We start from the raw sequence: 18,743 nt of genomic DNA on the forward strand, positions 1-18,743 counted from the left end.
TGGCGGTTGCCGTGAGTCTTTATGCGGCAATGGCGGGTGCGCAAACGAGTTCCGCGCCTTCTGTTCCCACTACCGCAGGCTCGGGCAAAGTGATGATGGCGCAGTCATTGCCGATCGATTGTCCGTCGTACGACACGCTGGGCTGCAAAAAAGAGAGCACTGGCTTGCTGGCGTCCGGCGAGATCGGCATTGCCGCGGCTGCGGGAGGCTTGGATTCGGTATCGGCTGCGGGTTCGCAGGGCGCCGGTGGGGGCGTGGCCTCGTCGAGTGGCGCGGGCGAAGGCGGCGGCAGTGGCGCGAATGGCTCCGCTGGTTCGAATGGATCAGGCTCGGCCGGGTTGGGTGCAGCGAGTGCCGGGAGCGGCACCGGTGGTGGGAATGGTGCGGGCAGTAGTGGTGGCAGTGGCGGCGATGGTAAGGGCGGGGCAGGGTCGAGTGGCGGAGCAGGTAGTGGGGGAGCGGGAAGCGGAGGGAGCGGGGCGGGAGGAAATGGTAGTGGGGGCGCGGGTAGTGGAGGTAGTGGGAGTGATGGGTCCGGTAACGGAACAAGCGGTAGCGGCGGGTCGGGTAGTAGCGGAAACGGTAGCAGTGGGTCCGGCGACGGAGGAAACGGAAACGGGGGGGCCGGTAGCGGTGGCTCCGGTAGCGGTGGTGATGGCGGTGGCGGCAGCGGTGGTCATGGAGACGGCGGTCACGACGGCAGCGGTCATGGAGACGGTGGCCACGACGGCAGCGGCCATGGAGATGGTGGCCACGACGGCAGCGGCCATGGAGATGGTGGCCACGACGGCAGCGGCCATGGAGATGGTGGCCACGACGGCAGCGGCCATGGAGACGGCGGTCACGACGGCAGCGGTCATGGAGATGGTGGTCACGACGGCAGCGGCCATGGAGATGGTGGTCACGACGGCAGCGGTCATGGAGACGGTGGCCACGACGGCAGCGGTCATGGAGATGGTGGTCACGATGGCAGCGGCCATGGAGATGGTGGTCACGACGGCAGCGGTCATGGAGATGGTGGCCACGACGGCAGTGGCCATGGAGACGGCGGTCACGACGGCAGCGGTCATGGAGATGGTGGTCACGACGGCAGCGGTCATGGAGATGGTGGCCACGACGGCAGCGGTCATGGAGACGGCGGCCACGACGGAAGCAGTCATGGAGACGGCGGTCATAACGGCAGCGGTCACAGCGGCGACGGCGGAAAGGGCGACAGTGGCCCTGGCGGAAGCAGCGGCGGTCAGGGTTCCGGTGGTCCTGGTGGTTCCGGCAACTCAGGCCACGGCGACGGCGGCAAGGGCGGCGACGGCGGCAAAGGCAGCAGCGGTCCTGGCGGAAACGGTGGCGGCCAAGGTTCTGGCGGTCCTGGCGGTTCTGGCAACTCGGGCTCCGGCCACGGCGACGGCGGCAAGGGCGGCGATGGCGGCAAAGGCAACAGCGGTCCTGGCGGAAGTAGCGGCGGTCAGGGTTCCGGCGGTCCCGGCAACTCCGGCTCCGGCCACGGTGACGGTGGCAAGGGCGGCGACGGCGGCAAAGGCAGCAGTGGTCCTGGCGGAAACAGCGGCGGCCAAGGTTCTGGCGGTCCCGGCGGTTCCGGCAACTCCGGCTCAGGCCACGGCGACGGCGGCAAGGGCGGCAGCGGTCCTGGCGGAAACAGCGGCGGCCAAGGTTCTGGCGGTCCTGGTGGTCCCGGCAACTCCGGCTCCGGCCACGGTGACGGTGGCAAGGGCGGCGACGGTGGCAAGGGCGGCGACGGCGGCGACGGCGGCAAAGGCGGCGATGGCGGCAAAGGCAACAGCGGTCCAGGCTCAAGCAACGCCGGCCAAGGCCACGGCGGTTTTGGCGGCGGCTTCGGCGGCTTCGGTTCGGGCCGCGGCGGCAGCAATGGCGGCGGCTACGGCGGCGGTCATGGCCACTAAAGCGGCCTGAAGCAGCGAGTCAGCGGCAGCGCATGGAGGTCATCAACCTCCCACGCTGCCGCTGACCGAACGATCAGAGCGGACGGGTCATCGCCCCGTCCGCTTTTTCCATTAGAAAAACATCCACAGCGCGACGGCTAATAACACGCGAGCAACGTCAACAACCCCCAAAGAACCTCAAGCGCAAACCAACTTTTCCCCATCACCCCCCAACCTCAATCACCCGCTCCTGTACCACCAGAAAAACCTTCTCCCCCGCCACATCTCCATCTTCACGCGCTCCCCCGGTAAAACTACCGAACGCAGGCAGCACCCCACACGCCGCACCGAACCTGAAACACGGAACCCGCACCGAATCGTTGCGCGTCGTCACCCGATAAACCGGATGCACGTGCCCCGCGAGCGCATAGGCGTCCGTCACTTTTTGCGGGTAATGACACAACGCCCACGGCCCCAGTCGCCACGGCTCCTGCACCGTCTCGACATTGAGCGTTTCCGGCAACCCACCCGCATGCCGATCGTGATTCCCTTCGACCAGCACGACGCGCAATGCCGCGTGCCGCGCGCGCCAGACATGCAACGCGTCGAGCGTCTCGCGCGCGTGCGCTTCGCGCGCATGCAGCAGATCACCGAGAAACACCAGCATCGCCGGTTCGAACTCCGCGATCAGAACATCGAGACGCATCAGATTGTCGGCGGTCGATCCAATCGGCACTGGAATGCCGCGCGCACGAAATACCGCGTCCTTGCCAAAATGCGCGTCGGCGACGAACAGGCAACGCAGCACGGGATCGAAACTCGCGCGCAAGCTCGACAACATCAGTGAATGCCCGGCAATCTCCACGGATAACGACTCAGGTCTCATACGCGCGCCGCCTTCTCGAGTTCGGCGAGCATCCGCTCGACACGATCCGCCAGCTTCTCCGTACTGACCTTCTCACGCAGACGTCCGACGATCAACGGAAACGCAAACGGCGTCGGCTTCTTCGGTCGCGTAACGATCACCCGGCTCGCGCTCATCCGTTCGAGCGCGAGGCGAATGCGCTGGGCGTCGAGTTCCTGCAGCAGCACTTCGGTATCGGCCTGATTGAGCAGCAGATTGCCGCTGTCGTGATTGCGGAAGATCTCATAGAAGAGTCCACTCGATGCCTGCAATTGACGCGCGCTCTTCTGTTGTCCGGGATGTCCCTGAAACACCAGTCCCGATACGCGCGCAATTTCCCGGAAACGCCGCATCGAGAGCTCGGATGAGTTGAGGCTCGCGAGAATATCGTGATCCAGGCGCTCCGGCGAGAGCAGGCCGCGCTCCAGTTCCGCGGTCCAGTCGAATGGTTGCGCGGACAACAGCTCGAATCCGTAGTCGTTCATCGAGATCGAAAAAGTACCAGGCTTCTCGCGCGCGACCCGCCATGCGAGCAAGGCGCCTAAACCGATATGCGCCGTGCGCCCCGCAAACGGATAGCAGAAGAAGTGATGCCCCTCGCGCGATTTCAGCAGTTCGACGACCAGCACGCCAGGCTCGGGGAGGGCAGACCACTTCTGCTGCAATTCGAGCAACGGCCGCACGGCGCGCATTTCCGGCTCGTCGTAGATCCCGGCGACGGCGCGCGCGAGCATCGTCAGTGTCGCGTCGGCGAGTTCGGAAGACAAGGGCATGCGGCTACCGGCCCATTGCGGCATGGCTCCGCGTGACGACGTCGCGCGACGTACCCACGCGGTCATGTCCTGCACGCGGATCAATTCGAGTGTGCGACCGCCGAAAGTAAAGATATCGCCGGGTTTGAGCCGTGAAATGAACGATTCCTCGATTGCACCAATCCGGCCGCCCGAGAGATAAGCGACATGCAAGGTGCCGTTCGCGACGATCGTCCCGATGTTGTTGCGATGCCTGCGCACGAGATCTTCGCGTGGCACGCGGAAAAGCCCGTCGCTTTCCCGCACCACGCGATGGTAATCGGGGTAAGCGCGCAAAGCCGTGCCACCGCCTTCCACGAAGCCGAGCGCCCAGTCGAATTCGCTCTGCGTCAATTGTCGATAGGCATAGGTACTGCAAATTTCGCGGTACAGTTCACGCGCTTCGAAGCCTCCGCCGATGGCCACGGTGACCAGATGCTGCACCAGCACGTCGAAGGGTTTCTCCGGCGCTTCGCGTCCTTCGATCTGCCGCTTCTCGACGGCCTCGCGCGCGGCAGCGGCCTCGACCAGTTCGAGCGCATGCGTCGGCACGATCGTCACGCGTGACGGACGCCCCGGCGCGTGTCCCGAGCGTCCCGCGCGCTGCATGAGTCGCGCGACGCCTTTGGGCGAACCGATCTGGAACACACGTTCCACCGGCAGAAAGTCCACGCCCAGATCGAGACTCGACGTACACACGACCACCTTCAGCAACCCTTCCTTCAGGCCACGCTCGACCCATTCGCGCACCTGCTGGTCGAGCGAGCCGTGATGCAACGCAATCAGACCCGCCCATTCGGGGCGCGCTTCGAGTAACGCCTGATACCAGACCTCGCATTGCGAGCGTGTATTGGTAAACACCAGCGAGGTCCGCGCTTCACCGATCGCGTCGGCCACGGGACCGACCTGGCGCATACCGACATGGCCGCCCCACGGAAATCGCTCGATGGTGTCGGGAATCAGCGTATCGACGATCAGCGCTTTGGGCAACGCGCCGTGCACGCTCACGCGCTCCGTTTTGACAGGGGCGAGCAGGACGTCGGCGGCAAAAGGCAGATTCCCGAGCGTGGCCGACAATCCCCATACCTGCAACGCGGGACGCCAATGCGCGAGACGTGCAAGCGCGAGTTGCGTTTGCGTGCCGCGCTTGTTACCCAGCAACTCATGCCACTCGTCGACGATTACCAGCTTCACATGAGCCAGCACGTCGCGTGCATCGGGCCGCGTGAGAATCAGCGAGAGACTTTCCGGCGTGGTCACCAGCGCCGACGGCATGCGCCGGTTTTGCCTCGCGCGCTCGGCGGACGACGTGTCACCGGTCCGCAGGCCGACGCTCCACGGCACGGCGAGTTCGACCGCCGAGCTCTGCAAGGCGCGTGCGGTATCCGCGGCGAGTGCACGCATCGGCGTGATCCACAGAACCGTGAGCGGTTCCGGCTGAGTACGCGGCACGCGGTTGCGTGCCGACGATGTCGGCGATGCAAAAGCTGCCAGTGCGCCGAACCACACAGCCCAGGTTTTACCGGCGCCGGTCGTGGCATGCAGTAAGCCGCTCGCACCTCTGGCGATTGCTTGCCAGACTTCGCGCTGAAAATCGAAGGGCTGCCAGCCGCGCGCGGCGAACCACGCGTCGAGCTTCTCGGCGAACGGGCGGCGCGCGGCGTCGGCGTCGAGTGTGAAGGGAAGCGGTTCGAAGGCCGGTTCGCGCGCGTCCAGGCGTGCCTGTTGCTCGCGACTGCGCGGAATTCGGCGTGGCCGGGGCGCACGCCGCCGCTCGTTGGCGGGTGGCGGCGACGGAATCGCGTTCTCGTCGGGATCAGGCGGCTCGGTCATCGAAAGCGCTCTTTGGCATCGGATACGCAGGTCGGAATGAATCGCAGGCGATATTCTGAGTGGACCGTCCTGGAGCGCCAGTGGTTCACGAGCCGACCCGGCGCGTCGCCAGCAAGTGGCAGGAATCGCCGTGACGGCTGACGCCAGAGTGCCACAGGCGATCCGTTACAATGGCCCGCACTACCCATCTGGAGACTTGCTTTGAAATCTATTGTTGCTTTGGTTGCTGCTGCCGTTCTGTCTACGACCGCAATGGCCGCTGCGCCGACCACTGAAAAACTGCCTTCCGGCGTGATCGTCGAAACGCTGAAGCAGGGTACGGGCGCTCAACCTGCTGCTGACGACGTCGTCACGGTCAATTATCGCGGCACGCTGGCCAACGGCACCGAGTTCGATAGCTCCGCAAAACACGGTGGCCCGGCAACGTTCCCGCTGAATCGCGTGATCCCGTGCTGGACGCAAGGCGTGCAGAAAATCAAGGTGGGCGGCAAGGCCAAGCTGACCTGCCCGTCGGCGACCGCTTACGGTGAACGTGGCGTCGGCCCGATTCCGCCGAATAGCGATCTGACGTTCGAGGTCGAACTGGTCAGCATCGGCAAGTAACGAGCCGCGAACAATACAGCGCGAAACGCGCTGCGAAAAAGCCCCGATGCGGTCAACGCAGCGGGGCTTTTGTTTTGTGGGGCTGCAATACCTTGAAAAGATCGCAAGACGCCGCGTGAATCATCGCCGCGATGTCGCTCTGGTTCTCCCGGTTGTCGGGTTTGCAGTGAACATTTACCGCGCTACGATCACCGGCGTCTCGCACTCGAGTCATTGAACTCACGGTGGAGTGGCCGGCCGAGTCCCGCTCACTCCGGCGGCGCGAAAAGCATCGAAATATAAAGAATGGTGGAGACGACGATAATGCCGACTCCGACCAGCACTTTGGTGCGATTGAATTCCAGGCCGCCATTGATGGCGACCGCAATCCCGACGACCGACGACAGCGTGCCGACTGCGGCCAGCACGACGTGAACCTTGCTGCGTATCAGTTTTCGCCGTTCCGGACTTGCGCCTTCTTTCCATTTTTTGAGTGTCATGGGAAGCATCCTTTGCGTGGGTTCGCGTTGGCGTGCAGGGGCGAGACGCTTTGAAAACGAACTGCACGCAGCCGGACATGCCGGCTGCGTATTACAAATCGATCACAGTGGCACCCAGCATATAGGAGTCGCCTGATCGTGCAAATAATAAAGTCGAGAAATAAAGCCTAAGCTTGTTTCAGGTCGATTGGCGGCGCGGGCCGGCAAACGTCCGACTGCCGTTTCTCAGGCGAACCACGTTTAAAGCGGCGGCGCGCTGAGTCGTTTACTAATGACCTGATTGTTCGCGCACGAGGAGCGCCTGTCATGAATATCGACTTTCATTATGGCGTGGTCTATATCGCCGCTCGCACGGCCGGCATGCCGGCCGCGCAGGCGGTCACCGTCGCCCACGCCTGCCAGTACATCGACGATGCTACTACGGCGGGAATACTGCGCTTTGCCGGCGGCGAGACTTTCGAGCGGTTTGCCACAGCGCACAAGATGTTTGATTACGCCAATACGGAGAACGACCAGAACCGGCTGGTGTGGGCGCCATTTCATTTCCTTCCGGCCGGTGAGGGCGCGACGCTGGAGGAAAAAGCCGTGTGCCGCGCCGACAGCACCGTCGCGCGCGAAGTCGTGCGGCGCGCAATCCGGCAGCGCAACGCGCAAACCTGTCTGCATCGCCTGGGTGTGACGCTGCACACGTATGTCGATACCTGGGCGCATCAGGGCTTTTCGGGTATTGAAAGTCTGTGGAATCGGGTCCGGCTTCTGGAGTCGCAAGATTGCACGCGCAAAGGCTGGCTTGCCAGGCTGACTAGCGCATCGAAGCATCTGATCGAGCGGATTGAAGAAGATGTACTGACGGCGGCGTTGCCGGTCGGTCACGGTGCGGCCTTGCACTATCCGGATCAGCCGTGGGCCAAATGGACGTACATCGACGGTCGACACGAGTTGATTGAGCGGGACAACCTGCCGGCATTCGTGACGGCGGCCGATATGAGCTGCCGCGTGGTGCGTGCATATCTGGCAGGACGAGAGGATTTCGAAACTCAGGCCGGCTTGCCGACAAACGTGAAAGACGCCCTCACGGATCTGCTGGGCACCAATCAGGATCTGGACGACAACCGGCGCCTGCTGAACATTTGCGATCTGGTAAAAGCCGGCGGGATTCCCGGTTTGAAAGAATCGATTCCGGCTTATGTGCCCAAAGGCTCAGGTTCATGGAAGCATCTGGCAACCGGCTTGCTGGCCGACGACGACTCGGGCGATAAGCCTGCGTGGACGGACGCCTTTGAAAAGAGCGATTACCGTCTGTTTCACGACGCGGTCAAGGAGCACCGCTTCGTGACCACGCAGGAAATCCTGCCGTTTTATGGATTGCGAATCGCGTGATCGCGCAGCGTTAGCCGCTGTTATTGCACTCTCGTTTGCTGACGCTGCGCCGCTTCTTCCTGCGCGTGCTTCTTAGCCAGATGGCGGCCGACCAGGCAACCGCCCACGGCACCGATGACTGCGTGGTGTCCGGCGTAATGTCCCGCGACGCCGCCCACAACCGCCCCCTTCACGCAGCCTGCCGCGTTGGCCGTGCCCATTGCTGCCACTGTCACTGTCACTGCCGCGAGTGCGGTTTTGAAGCTTCCTGCTTTCATCTGAAAGTACCGTGCTATTGAGTTGTTAAAAAAGTTGTCCAAAGATGGCGCCGGCCGACTTCTTTTCAATAGCCGCCTTAACGAAGCTGCTCTCGCCATTCGCCGGCGACAAAAAAAGAACGCTAATCCTTTGAATCCGCGAATGCTTGCCTATAGTAGAAGCGGTTATTGCCGCGATGCACAGCGGCGGCCCTTCTTGACGCGCTCGACGGGGAAACGGATATGACGTCATCGAATGCTGCAGTCTATCAGTCCCAGGCCTGCACGCCGGACTCGCTTCGAACTCTGGCCGGCTACCTCGAACGGGCACTCGACGAAGGCGAAAGCGTGATCCTGATGCGAATCGGCATGCAGGTGCGCAGTGTTTATGTCGGCGATCCGTCGGGTGCTTTCGAAGACTTGAAGGATTACGGCGTAGTCGCTGCTTTCGAGGCAGACGAAATGCTGACACTGACCCGGCTGGGACTCAACCGGATCACCGCCGACGAGCAGCAATACCGTTTTGTGCGCAGCGTCCGATACATTGCCGATCGCCAGGCAGTGGTTTTTACCCCGACTTGAGTGCGCGGAAAAGATTCGGCAAGGCGAACGAAAAGGCAGAAGGATTGACAAAGAGAAGAGTCGACATCCGGGTTATCGAGTAGCGAGTCCGAAAGTTTCGTACTCCACGTGGATGTAAAAAAACGTGTTGGTCTCTTTATCGCCACGCGGGTCTGCCTTTCTCGTGTTATTCATGGCATAGTTCGTTCGATTACCACATAAGGAGCAATCAAATGCCTACGTTAGAGCAAATCCAAGCAAAGCTTAAGAAGCTCCAGGCTCAAGCTGATGTCCTTATTGCAAAAAAAGCGCAAGTCGCAGTCGACCAGATTCGCGACTTGATGCTCAAGCATGGCCTCACCACGACAGATATCGAAGCAAAAGCAAAAGCGCGCCGTGCCGCGAGAGGTTTGAACGGTCACGCAGGCAATGGCCGCTCGAGTACTGCGGGTGTAGCCAAGTACCGCGATCATAAAACCGGGGCGACCTGGACCGGCCACGGCCGTGCGCCGGCCTGGATTGCCAGCGTGAAAGACCGCACTCAATTCCTCGTCGAAGGTGCGAGCGAGTTGAAATCGACGGTCAAGGCGGCACTCACACATGCCTCCAGCAGCAAAGGTCAGCCTAAAGGCGCACAGCCGGCCAAGTACCTCAATCCCAAGACTGGCGCAACCTGGAGCGGCCGTGGTCCGGCGCCCGCATGGCTTGCAACGGTTAAAGACCGCACCAGATTCCTGATCGACGGCGCTGCCGCGGCGGCGGGCAAGGCGGGTCACCAGGCTGCAAAAAAGGCCGGCAAGGTGAAGTCGGCGGCAGCTAGCGGTGCTGTGAGCAAGAAGGCTGCGGCCAGGAAAGTCGTCGCGAAGAAGGCGGCTGCTACGAAGAAAACGGCTGCCAGGAAGGTCTCGGCAGTCAAGAAAGTGGCCGCCAAGAAAGTCGTAGTCAAGAAAGCGGTGGCAAAGCCCGCAGCGAAGAAGGCGAAAGCGGCGGTAAAGAAACCCGCGGCCAGGAAAGCGCCGGTGCGCAAAGCGGCCGCTCCAGGCAAAACCGCTACGGCGAGTCCTGCGGCAGCGCCGCAAACTCCGGCCACGTCAGTCAGCGCGTAAGCGCAACGGAGTCTCGAAGTCGATGACCAGTACGCTCGAATCACCCCAGCAGGAAGACCAGGTCGTCCTGCTGGACTCCGTTCCACGTCCGGCGGACGACGCCGCCGAGCCGTTCATGGTGGTCAGCGACCGTCGGGTTATTCTGGCTTACCCGATTGCGGAAGCCGACTTCGAGCGGTTTGGTCCGTTCGACACCGACGACGATCCCTTCTGCGCAGTGCTGTTCGCGGACTGCGTGTTTCATCGTCTGGGGCCACCCGGGGAAGGCGATCTCGAGATTCATCCGCTCGCCTCGCAAGGGTTGGTCGGTTGCTCGGCTCACGAAGTCATCCACTCATCGCTCGCGGCTGAAATCGCGGCGCTGGCTTCTCCGGGACTCACGCCGCGTCATTTCGTCATTACGTTTCAGGCATCGACATTTGAATGCGTCGCGTCCGACTACACCGTAGTCGGCGTCTATGGCGCGGGAGAAATCGCCAGTCGGGAAGCGTTCTCGCTCGTCCGGTAGTCGCCCAACTCCCGGTACTAGCAAGGCGCGGTCCCGCATTGGGCACGCGCCGTGCGTCCTGCGTTCGAGGTAAAGCTCGGGCTCTTCGCGGCCCGCAATCTCCGTCAACCCGCAGGGCGGCCATGCAAAGCGCCCGCTGATTAGCATCGAGGCCACGCATGCTGACGATTCCGATTACCGCCTTCGTCACGCTTATCATCATTCTGGTCATTGCGAATTTATCGAGTGGCGAGAAGAAGATCGAGCACAAAATCGAACGGCTCTACGCGAGTGACGATCCACAATTTCTCCGTTCCATGGGGTTGTTGCTTGGGCCGCCGGTTCTCTCGGGCAATCGCTTCGAGATGCTCGTGAATGGCGACCGGATCTTTCCTTCGATGCTGGAGGGGATTCGCTCGGCGCGCCGTTCCATTACCTTCGAAACGTTCATTTACTGGTCCGGCCCAATTGGCGAGCAGATTGCACAGGCTCTCGCCGATAAAGCGCGCGAAGGTATCGCCGTGCATGTTCTCCTCGATTGGGTCGGCTCGTCGAAAATGGACAAGCGCTATCTGGGTCTGCTACGCGACGCAGGCGCAAAAGTTGTCCAGTATCACAAGCCTCATTGGACCGGGCTGGGCCGCATGAACGATCGCACGCACCGCAAGCTGCTGGTGATCGACGGCCATATAGGTTTTACGGGCGGCGTGGGTATTGCGCCCGAGTGGACCGGTCATGCGCAGGACGAAAAGCATTGGCGCGATACGCATTTCCGCGTGGAGGGGCCAGTGGTCGGACATATGCAAGCGGTGTTCATGGACAATTGGGTGAAAGCGACGGGCAATGTACTGCACGGCCCCGACTATTTTCCGGCCGTCGACCCGGTTGGAGATGGCCTCGCGCACATGTTCAGCAGTTCACCTTCGGGCGGCAGCGACGACATGCAGTTGATGTATCTCATGGCGATCACTGCGGCGACGCATACCATCCACCTCGCAAGCGCGTATTTCGTACCCGACAAACTCACGATCAACGCAATTGTCGAAGCGGCGAAGCGCGGCGTGAAAGTGCAGGTCATCACGCCGGGAAACCATATCGACACGCACACAGTGCGGGAAGCGTCGCGTGCATGCTGGGGCGATCTGCTCGAAGCGGGTGTGGAGATGTTCGAATACCAGCCGACCATGTTTCATTGCAAACTACTCGTGGTCGACGAGTATCTTGTTTCGGTCGGTTCGACCAATTTCGATAGCCGGTCTTTCAAGCTCAACGACGAAGCCAATCTGAATATTTACGACTACGAGTTCGCGAAGTTGCAAACATCGGTATTCGCCAAAGATATCGAGAAGTCGGAGCGCATCACGCTGGAGGCATGGAAGCGGCGTCCGCTCAAGGAACGGCTGATTGAAAAAATCGTGCCGTTGCTGGACACGCAACTCTAATAAATATCGCTAATTGCCTGGATTGAACACGGGTTTATCCGGATCGGCGAGTGTCTTATAGGGGAGTTGCGCGGCACGAGGGTTAGGCGTCGTATCGTCGATGACACGATCCACGTCGGCGGTTTTCGCGAGCTCGCCGAGAAAAGCCGCCTTGTCGAAACCGGGCGCAACGCAGCCCTGCACATAAATAAAACGGCGTTGTAGCGTAAGCCAGAGTGTCGACTGTTCGCGCCAGTGCGTGGCGTAGTTGATATTGGCTAAACGACGCTGAACCGCGTCGGCGATTTCGGCGTCATATAGATAAGCGTTCGACAAACGGCAACGTCCTTCCACCCAGCAGCTATTGCCGCGCTCGATCCGGTAATGGCTGTCGTCGAGCCATTCCTGCTCGGTTTCTAGCGGACCGAGCGGCACGGGGCAATCGCCGATCGCTTTGGATATCTGGAAGAACGGATCATGGCCGCGATTGACGCGCGGCTGTTGCGCATGAGCCTGTATCTGACCCAAGCCCGCACTCGCGCAGCATAGCCAGATTAGAAGTTTGACCCGCCGCATAGAGATTGCACGCTTCATTCTCATCGGCTCCTGTTTCAGCGGTGCGAGCGCCGGTTTTCAACCGCGAACTTGATCAGTTCCGCCTGACCTTCGATGTCGAGCTTACGCTTCAGATTCAGCCGATGTGTTTCCACCGTGCGCACCGACAGCTCGTTACGTTGCGCGATCTGCTTGCTCGACAGACCTTCGGCCAGCGCGTCGAGAATGTCGCGCTCGCGCGGCGTGAGCCGTTCAACCGGCGATTGGATCGCGGACGCCTGAATCAGGCGCGCGCCCAACCCCGCGCTGAAAAACTGCTTGCCGTCGAGCACCGCGTCGATGGCCTGAATGATTTCGGTGGCAGGGGAGTCTTTCAGCACGTATCCGCTGGCGCCCGCGCGCACTGCCTGCGTCACGTATTCGAGGTTGTCGTGCATCGACAGCATCAGCACGCGGATGGCTGGAAAACGCTCATGAAACAGGCCGGCAAGCGCGATGCCGTTCATGCCATTCATACCGACGTCCATCAACACCAGATGCGGCTCTTCGCTCGCAGCAAGTGCGAGCGCTTCCTGGGCATTGCCCGCTTCGCCTACTACTTCGATGTGGCGCACGGCGTCGAGCCGTGCGCGCAAGCCATCGCGCACGAGCGGATGGTCGTCGACGAGAATCAGGCGGGCGAGGGTGGTGTCGTTCATGGTCAGATTTCCTGCAGGGCCGGCGAATGCGGCTCGTGCATGTCCAGCGGCACGTGCGCGGTGAGGAGGGTATGGCCGGCCTGTGAACTGAGCGAGAGCTTGCCGCCGAGCGCGTCGAGCCGTTCGTGCATATTGCGCAGGCCCACACCGGAGCGCCGCCCGACGAAGGCATGCGTTACGTCGAAACCGCGCCCATTGTCCGCGATCGTCAGCGTGACGGCGTCGCGCGAGCGTTCCAGCGTGAGCGCCGCGCTGCTTGCTTTCGCGTGACGCACGATGTTCGTCAGCGCTTCTTGCGCGATGCGGAACAGGACCGTATTCACCGCATCCGGCAGGATCGCCGCGTGCGTATGCGCAATCTGCGTGAAGCCGATCTCGATGCCGGACTGTTCGCTGAGCTCGCGCGTGAGTTGTTCGAGCGCCGCCGCCACGCCGAGATCGTCGAGCATCGAGGGACGCAGTGCGTGGGAAATGCGGCGCACTTCGCGCAGCGTGTCGCCAAGGCGCGTGAGGCTCGTGGAAAGCGCGGCTTCGGCGGCGGGTTCGCGCACTTCACTGCGCTCGAAGCGCGCCAACGCCGATTCGAGCAGCAACTTCACGGAGACCATCATCTGGCTGATGCCGTCGTGCAATTCGCGCGACAGTCGCGCTCGCTCGTTTTCCTGCGATTCGACCACCTGCTGCGTGAGGCGCTTGAGTTTGGCGTCGGCGCTACGGTATTCGGTGACGTTGAGCACGAGCGCGCACAGCGCGATCACGGCGAGGCCGGCCATGGCGATGCCGTCGATCCACTTCATCGTGCGATCGATATTGGCCGCGGCCCCTTCGTCGATATGCGCGAGTGTCGTGTCGACGTCGTCGAGATAGATGCCGGTGCCGATCATCCAGCCCCAGCGCTGCAGCGGCACCACGTAGCCGAGTTTCGAAGCGAGCTTGCCGGTCGACGGACGTTGCCACAGATAGCGCACGTAGCCGCCACCACGCGATGCGGCGGCCAGCAGTTGCTGGATCGTCGGCGCGCCTTGCGGATCGCGCAGCGCCCACAGATCGCGCCCGACGATGTCGGGCTCGCGCGGATGCATCAGCGCACGGCCATGCATGTCGAAGACAAAGAAGTAGCCGTCCTTGCCGAAATCCATCTTGCCGAGCATAGCGAGCGCGCGCGTGCGCAGCATGGCGTCGTCGCGCGCGTTGTCGCTGCCGGCCTCGTAGAGCGGCGCAATCGCGGTGGTGGCAAGTTCGACGTAATGCTTGAGTTCGATCTGCTTGCTCGCCATATAGGCGGCCTGGGCGGTCGCGTGCTGCCGTTCGGCGAGCGCGGTGGCTTGCTCGCGCACCCCGGTTTCGATGCTCGCAATGGCCACCAGAAAAGGCACGATGGCCAGCAGGACAATCTTTGCTTTCAGTTTCATCGTTCGAAAAAACCGCGGCCAACTACGTAATAGTACGTAGCCGGCATACGTAGTTGCGCGCTTGTGAGGAAGCTTACGAACGCGAATACTACATCCCCGCGGCATACCGCGCCTCGTTCGTCGCAGCCGATTTGTATGAACTTTAAATCGGTCCGGCCTCGGCCGCGTGGGTGGCGTGCAAGCAGGCGATGCCGGTTTGCCGTCTAATAGGAAACCGGTTTTCCGCGTCCGAACCACGAGTTACGGTACGCGGTGTCAATAATAGACTTAGGAGAAGTTCGTGGAGACCTCCCCATCCGCCAGCCGTTCATGGCTCTGGCTCATTCTGCTTATCCCTTACATCGCGCTGTTGTGGCTGCCGTTCTATAACGACACGCGTCCGTCGTTCGCCGGCTTCCCGTTCTTCTACTGGTATCAGTTCTTGTGGGTGCCGTTGACCTCGCTACTGATTTACGTCGTGTACCGAGGTGTCAAATGAGTGATCTGAATCCTGTGAACCCGGTAGCGATGACGGTCTTTATCGCCTTCTTCGTGCTCGTCACCGTGGTCGGTTTTTTTGCCGCGCGCTGGAAGCGGGGCGATCTGACGCAATTGCACGAATGGGGCCTCGGTGGCCGTCAGTTCGGCACGGTCATTTCATGGTTCCTGGTGGGCGGCGACTTCTATACCGCCTACACGGTGATCGCAGTGCCGGCGCTGGTGTATTCGGTGGGCGCCTACGGCTTCTTTGCGTTGCCGTACACGATCATCGTCTATCCGTTCGTGTTCGCGGTCATGCCGAAGCTGTGGAAAGTCGCGAAGGAGAAGGATCACATCACGGCGGCGGACTACGTGCAGGGTGAGTACGGCGGCAAGTGGTTTCCGGCGGCCGTCGCGCTGACCGGCATCATCGCCACCATGCCGTATATCGCGCTGCAACTCGTGGGCATGCAGGTCGTGATCAAGGGGCTCGGCGTGTCCGGTGAAATGCCGCTGATCGTCGCTTTCGTGATTCTGGCGCTCTACACCTACGCAAGCGGCCTGCGTGCCCCGGCGATGATCGCGTTCGTGAAGGACATCATGATCTATATCGTCGTGATCGCGGCAGTGTGGCTGATTCCGTCGAAGCTCGGCGGCTACGCGCATGTGTTCGACGCGGCCGATACGTACTTCAAGGCCAAGGGCGGCGCAACGGGCATCCTGCTGAAGCCGACGCAGTTCACCGCGTATGCGTCGCTCGCTTTGGGCTCGGCGCTGGCGGCGTTCATGTATCCGCATACGATGACGGCGGTGCTGTCGTCTTCGTCGGCGAGCACGGTGCGCAAGAATGCGATTTTCCTGCCGGCGTACACGCTGCTGCTGGGTCTGATCGCCTTGCTCGGCTATATGGCCATCGCGGCCGGCGTGCATGTGAAGTCGGCCTCGGATATGGTGCCGGCGTTGTTCAACACGCTGTTCCCGTCGTGGTTCGTCGGCTTTGCGGCGGCGGCGATTGCGATCAGCGCGCTGGTGCCCGCGGCGATCATGTCGATCGGCGCGGCCAATCTGTTCACGCGCAATCTGTGGCGTCCGCTGGTTTCGCCGAACATCTCGCCTGAGGGCGAGGCGTCCACGGCGAAGCTCGTGTCGCTGGTCGTGAAGTTCGGCGCGCTGCTGTTCATCGTGTTCCTGCCGACGCAGTACGCGATCGACCTGCAATTGCTCGGCGGCGTGTGGATCCTGCAGATTTTCCCGGCTATCGTGTTCTCGCTGTACACGCGCCGTCTGAATACGCCGGGCCTGTTCCTCGGCTGGCTGGTCGGGATCGTGATCGGCACGAGCCTTGCCGTCATTCAGGGGCTCAAGCCGGTGTACGCGCTGCATCTGGGCGATGCGGTCTATCCGGTGTATATCGGCCTGATCGCGCTGACGGCCAATATCGTCGTGAGCTTCATCGTGTCGATGGTGTCGCCGCGACGCGCGGCGGTGACGGCCTGATCGTTTTTTGCGCTGCTTGATGAACGCCGCGGATCGGTCGATCCGCGGCGTTTTTTTTCTAGAAACGCTCTACCCGGAACGGTTGCGGATCGACAATACTCGGCTCGCCGGTCATCATCTCCGCAATCAGCCGGCCTGTGATCGGCCCCAAAGTCAGCCCGTGATGGGCATGGCCGAAGGCGAACCACAAGTCGCGGTGACGTCGCGCGGGTCCGATGATCGGCATCATGTCCGGCGTGCAGGGGCGGTTGCCCATCCATGGTTCGTCGTCGACACGTTTTCCGAGCGGGAACAGTTCGCGCGCGATCGGCTCGACAGCGGCGAGCTGGGTGGGTGTCCTGGCTGCGTCACGTTGCGCGATTTCAGCACCGGTGGTGAGCCGTATTCCGCGCGCCATCGGCGCCAGCACATAGCCGTTTTCGGCGTCCAGAACCGGTTGATGCAGCCGCGCCTCGCCCTCGGGCGCGTAGTGCATGTGATAGCCGCGCTTGACCGCAAGCGGCAACCGGTAGCCGAGCCGCGAACTCACCCGATCCGACCACGGCCCCAATGCGACCACGGCCGACGAAGCCGACAGCGTGCCGTCGTTCGTTTCGACTTCCCAGCCTTCGCGAAGCGTATCCGCGTCGCCGATAAAAAACCGTCCGCCCAGTGCTTCGAAATATTTCGCATAAGCGGTGACGAGGGCGTTGGGATCGCTCACCGAATCGGATTGCGGATAGCGCAACCCACCTCGCAAGCTGCGGTCGAGATCGGGCTCGGCGCGTTGCAGGCTCGCGGAATCGAGTGTTTCGAAAGCGATGCCGTATTCCCGATGCCATTGTTCCGCGAGCCGGATTTCCGCTGCGTGAGCGGCTTCGCTGCGAAACACTTTCATCCAGCCGATCGGACGCAGCAATGCGCTCGCGCCGGCCTCGGCCGCAAGCGTCCGATGTTCGCTCACGCAATGCTCGATCAGCGTCGCGTACGACTTCGCGATTTCCGCGTGCCTCGCCGGATGGGAGTTGCGCCAGTATTGCCACAGGAAGGGCGCGACCTTGAGTATGGCGTCGGCATGGTAGCGAACGTCCGGCGACTGGTTGCGCGCATAGCGTAGCAAGGTGTCGAGTCCACGTGGAAACGCGTAGGGATACACGCCTTCGCGCTGGATCAGCCCCGCGTTGCCGAACGAGGTCTCGTTGCCCGGCAGCTTGCGATCGACCAGCGCTACCTGGCGGCCGCGTTTCTGAAGATGCACCGCCACGCTTACGCCCACGATCCCCGCGCCGAGAACGATGGCGTCGAATTTTATTGTGCTCATCTGCTGGGTCCGAATTCACTTTGCCCGAAAATTTCCACTATCCAATCCACGAATGCTCTCGTCGCGCCGCTTGCGTTGCGTCCCATCGGATACACAAGAGAAATGGGCACCGGCGAACATCGGACGCTGGCCAGTACTTCCTTCAGACGCCCTGATGTCAGATACGGCAGCGCGACGAACTCGGACAGCTGGATAAGTCCCAATCCTTCGAGGCCGCATTGCAAATAGGCTTCGGTTTCGTTCACGCTGAACCGGCTCTGCATCGTCATGCCGTGATCTTCGCCGTATACGTGAAAGCGCCAGTCGAGCGGCCGGCCCGTTGCATTGGAGAGATAGTTGACCGCCCGGTGACTCGCCAGCTCGCCGAGCGTTTGCGGCTCGCCATATTCCTTCAGATAGCGCGGCGCCGCGCAGGTGATCCAGTTGAGTTCGCCCACCCGTCGCGCGATCAATGACGAGTCCGCCAGTTCGCCCGTGCGGATCACGCAGTCGATGCCGTCGTAGATCAGGTCCGCGGGCCGGTCGCTTAGTCCGAGCACGAGCTCGATGCCGGGAAAGCGTTGCTCGAATTCCCGCAGCCTCGGCAGCACGAGCGCCCGGCCGATCACGCCCGGCATGTCGGCTCTCACGCGCCCGCGAGGCGCGGCGGTATCGGTCGACAGTTCGCTTTCGGCGCGTGCGATCTCCGCGAGGATGGTCCGGCATGACGCGTAATAGCGTTCGCCGGCGTCGGTCAGACTCAGTGTGCGCGTGCTGCGGCGAAGCAGGGCAGCGCCCAGTTCGCGTTCGAGATTTTTGATGATCGTCGTGACCGACGAGCGCGGCATGGACAGCGTCCCGGCAGCCTTGCTGAAGCTCTGCGCCTCGACGATGCGCGCGAAGATGGTCATCGCTTGAAGTTTGTCCATGAGCGGGGCGTCGGTCCAATGAGCGTGGCGTCGTTCGCAGGCGGCCTGAAGCGGGTTTTCATCTTACAGGGATGCGGCGGTGGTCATGACGTTCGACGCACACGCTTTCTCATTTCCATTACCGCGAACAATGCCGCGGACCTCGACACCTACACTGCAATCCGTCCGTGCAAGCGAACGCTTTCCAAACGGTTTCTGTCTTCGAAAAGGTCCAC

18 protein-coding genes are annotated in these 18,743 nt (G+C 62.0%); 9 read left to right on the plus strand and 9 right to left on the minus strand.

All coding sequences use genetic code 11. The features are described 5' to 3' along the window. Positions 1-378: 378 nt before the first annotated feature. Positions 379-1,929, plus strand: a complete 1,551-nt coding sequence (locus tag FQ705_RS34805) for a hypothetical protein (protein ID WP_313955666.1) — start codon at positions 379-381, stop codon at positions 1,927-1,929. Between the two features lie 192 nt (positions 1,930-2,121). Here the strand turns inward: FQ705_RS34805 and pdeM are convergent, their stop codons facing one another. After that, a complete protein-coding gene (pdeM, locus tag FQ705_RS10710; protein WP_144140572.1) occupies positions 2,122-2,784 on the minus strand; it encodes a ligase-associated DNA damage response endonuclease PdeM in 663 nt (220 codons plus the stop codon). After that, positions 2,781-5,426: a ligase-associated DNA damage response DEXH box helicase gene (locus tag FQ705_RS10715; protein ID WP_144140574.1), complete on the minus strand. Its 2,646-nt coding sequence runs from the start codon at positions 5,424-5,426 to the stop codon at positions 2,781-2,783. The genes pdeM and FQ705_RS10715 overlap by 4 nt, the downstream gene beginning before the upstream one ends. Before the next feature lie 252 nt (positions 5,427-5,678). Here FQ705_RS10715 and FQ705_RS10720 point away from each other — a divergent pair, with 252 nt between their 5' ends. Continuing rightward, the gene (locus FQ705_RS10720; RefSeq protein WP_186307864.1) at positions 5,679-6,029 is read left to right on the plus strand and encodes an FKBP-type peptidyl-prolyl cis-trans isomerase; all 351 of its coding nucleotides are present in this window, start codon (positions 5,679-5,681) and stop codon (positions 6,027-6,029) included. 248 nt (positions 6,030-6,277) lie between these two features. On the opposite strand, the gene FQ705_RS10725 is transcribed toward FQ705_RS10720, so the two are convergent. After that, positions 6,278-6,508 carry a DUF2964 family protein gene (locus FQ705_RS10725; RefSeq protein ID WP_144140578.1) on the minus strand — a complete coding sequence of 77 codons (231 nt, stop codon included), beginning with the start codon at positions 6,506-6,508 and terminating at the stop codon, positions 6,278-6,280. A gap of 306 nt (positions 6,509-6,814) precedes the next feature. On the opposite strand from FQ705_RS10725, the gene FQ705_RS10730 reads away from it, so the two are divergent. Then, positions 6,815-7,888, plus strand: coding sequence for a DUF6765 family protein (locus FQ705_RS10730; protein ID WP_144140580.1), 1,074 nt, complete (start codon positions 6,815-6,817; stop codon positions 7,886-7,888). Positions 7,889-7,908: 20 nt separating this feature from the next. Here FQ705_RS10730 and FQ705_RS10735 read toward each other — a convergent pair whose 3' ends face one another. Continuing rightward, a complete protein-coding gene (locus FQ705_RS10735; RefSeq protein ID WP_144140582.1) occupies positions 7,909-8,145 on the minus strand; it encodes a hypothetical protein in 237 nt (78 codons plus the stop codon). A 222-nt stretch (positions 8,146-8,367) separates the two neighbouring features. Here FQ705_RS10735 and FQ705_RS10740 point away from each other — a divergent pair, with 222 nt between their 5' ends. The 4 genes from FQ705_RS10740 to cls all read left to right on the plus strand — a co-directional run bounded on the left by FQ705_RS10740 (position 8,368) and on the right by cls (position 11,720). Then, complete coding sequence (locus FQ705_RS10740; protein ID WP_144140584.1) at positions 8,368-8,706, plus strand: hypothetical protein; 339 nt, start codon at positions 8,368-8,370, stop codon at positions 8,704-8,706. A 212-nt stretch (positions 8,707-8,918) separates the two neighbouring features. Next, positions 8,919-9,791 (plus strand): H-NS family nucleoid-associated regulatory protein, encoded by an 873-nt coding sequence (locus FQ705_RS10745; protein WP_144140586.1) that lies wholly within the window; start codon positions 8,919-8,921, stop codon positions 9,789-9,791. Between the two features lie 22 nt (positions 9,792-9,813). Then, positions 9,814-10,299, plus strand: a complete 486-nt coding sequence (locus FQ705_RS10750) for a hypothetical protein (protein WP_144140588.1) — start codon at positions 9,814-9,816, stop codon at positions 10,297-10,299. Positions 10,300-10,457: 158 nt separating this feature from the next. Further along, positions 10,458-11,720: a cardiolipin synthase gene (gene cls, locus FQ705_RS10755; RefSeq protein WP_144140590.1), complete on the plus strand. Its 1,263-nt coding sequence runs from the start codon at positions 10,458-10,460 to the stop codon at positions 11,718-11,720. A gap of 9 nt (positions 11,721-11,729) precedes the next feature. On the opposite strand, the gene FQ705_RS10760 is transcribed toward cls, so the two are convergent. Genes FQ705_RS10760 through FQ705_RS10770 form a run of 3 tightly spaced genes read right to left on the minus strand, consistent with a single transcriptional unit; the run spans position 11,730 to position 14,364 of the window. Beyond that, positions 11,730-12,293 (minus strand): hypothetical protein, encoded by a 564-nt coding sequence (locus FQ705_RS10760; RefSeq protein ID WP_144140592.1) that lies wholly within the window; start codon positions 12,291-12,293, stop codon positions 11,730-11,732. A 17-nt stretch (positions 12,294-12,310) separates the two neighbouring features. Continuing rightward, a complete protein-coding gene (locus tag FQ705_RS10765; RefSeq protein WP_144140594.1) occupies positions 12,311-12,952 on the minus strand; it encodes a response regulator in 642 nt (213 codons plus the stop codon). A gap of 2 nt (positions 12,953-12,954) precedes the next feature. Continuing rightward, positions 12,955-14,364, minus strand: coding sequence for a cache domain-containing protein (locus tag FQ705_RS10770; protein WP_144140596.1), 1,410 nt, complete (start codon positions 14,362-14,364; stop codon positions 12,955-12,957). Between the two features lie 280 nt (positions 14,365-14,644). Here FQ705_RS10770 and FQ705_RS10775 point away from each other — a divergent pair, with 280 nt between their 5' ends. Together FQ705_RS10775 and mctP are read left to right on the plus strand one after the other, a co-directional pair. Beyond that, positions 14,645-14,842, plus strand: coding sequence for a DUF3311 domain-containing protein (locus FQ705_RS10775; RefSeq protein ID WP_144140598.1), 198 nt, complete (start codon positions 14,645-14,647; stop codon positions 14,840-14,842). Further along, positions 14,839-16,320, plus strand: coding sequence for a monocarboxylate uptake permease MctP (gene mctP / locus FQ705_RS10780; protein WP_144140600.1), 1,482 nt, complete (start codon positions 14,839-14,841; stop codon positions 16,318-16,320). The genes FQ705_RS10775 and mctP overlap by 4 nt, the downstream gene beginning before the upstream one ends. Before the next feature lie 58 nt (positions 16,321-16,378). On the opposite strand, the gene FQ705_RS10785 is transcribed toward mctP, so the two are convergent. Both FQ705_RS10785 and FQ705_RS10790 read right to left on the minus strand, forming a co-directional pair. Next, positions 16,379-17,611, minus strand: a complete 1,233-nt coding sequence (locus FQ705_RS10785) for an NAD(P)/FAD-dependent oxidoreductase (protein WP_144142318.1) — start codon at positions 17,609-17,611, stop codon at positions 16,379-16,381. Between the two features lie 5 nt (positions 17,612-17,616). Beyond that, positions 17,617-18,528, minus strand: a complete 912-nt coding sequence (locus FQ705_RS10790; protein ID WP_144140602.1) for a LysR family transcriptional regulator — start codon at positions 18,526-18,528, stop codon at positions 17,617-17,619. Positions 18,529-18,743: the final 215 nt, after the last annotated feature.

Origin of the sequence: Paraburkholderia sp. BCC1884, assembly GCF_900996225.1 — a bacterium.
Classification (GTDB): domain Bacteria; phylum Pseudomonadota; class Gammaproteobacteria; order Burkholderiales; family Burkholderiaceae; genus Paraburkholderia.

Bases quoted from the DNA above. Each gene is read 5' to 3' on its own strand.
- pdeM (WP_144140572.1), bottom strand. From the start codon at position 2,784: ATGAGACCTGAGTCGTTATCCGTGGAGATTGCCGGGCATTCACTGATG.
- FQ705_RS10730 (WP_144140580.1), top strand. From the start codon at position 6,815: ATGAATATCGACTTTCATTATGGCGTGGTCTATATCGCCGCTCGCACG.
- FQ705_RS10725 (WP_144140578.1), bottom strand. From the start codon at position 6,508: ATGACACTCAAAAAATGGAAAGAAGGCGCAAGTCCGGAACGGCGAAAA.
- FQ705_RS10735 (WP_144140582.1), bottom strand. From the start codon at position 8,145: ATGAAAGCAGGAAGCTTCAAAACCGCACTCGCGGCAGTGACAGTGACA.
- FQ705_RS10740 (WP_144140584.1), top strand. From the start codon at position 8,368: ATGACGTCATCGAATGCTGCAGTCTATCAGTCCCAGGCCTGCACGCCG.
- FQ705_RS10715 (WP_144140574.1), bottom strand. From the start codon at position 5,426: ATGACCGAGCCGCCTGATCCCGACGAGAACGCGATTCCGTCGCCGCCA.
- mctP (WP_144140600.1), top strand. From the start codon at position 14,839: ATGAGTGATCTGAATCCTGTGAACCCGGTAGCGATGACGGTCTTTATC.
- FQ705_RS10745 (WP_144140586.1), top strand. From the start codon at position 8,919: ATGCCTACGTTAGAGCAAATCCAAGCAAAGCTTAAGAAGCTCCAGGCT.
- FQ705_RS10760 (WP_144140592.1), bottom strand. From the start codon at position 12,293: ATGAAGCGTGCAATCTCTATGCGGCGGGTCAAACTTCTAATCTGGCTA.
- FQ705_RS10720 (WP_186307864.1), top strand. From the start codon at position 5,679: ATGGCCGCTGCGCCGACCACTGAAAAACTGCCTTCCGGCGTGATCGTC.
- FQ705_RS10750 (WP_144140588.1), top strand. From the start codon at position 9,814: ATGACCAGTACGCTCGAATCACCCCAGCAGGAAGACCAGGTCGTCCTG.
- cls (WP_144140590.1), top strand. From the start codon at position 10,458: ATGCTGACGATTCCGATTACCGCCTTCGTCACGCTTATCATCATTCTG.
- FQ705_RS34805 (WP_313955666.1), top strand. From the start codon at position 379: ATGGTGCGGGCAGTAGTGGTGGCAGTGGCGGCGATGGTAAGGGCGGGG.
- FQ705_RS10765 (WP_144140594.1), bottom strand. From the start codon at position 12,952: ATGAACGACACCACCCTCGCCCGCCTGATTCTCGTCGACGACCATCCG.
- FQ705_RS10790 (WP_144140602.1), bottom strand. From the start codon at position 18,528: ATGGACAAACTTCAAGCGATGACCATCTTCGCGCGCATCGTCGAGGCG.
- FQ705_RS10770 (WP_144140596.1), bottom strand. From the start codon at position 14,364: ATGAAACTGAAAGCAAAGATTGTCCTGCTGGCCATCGTGCCTTTTCTG.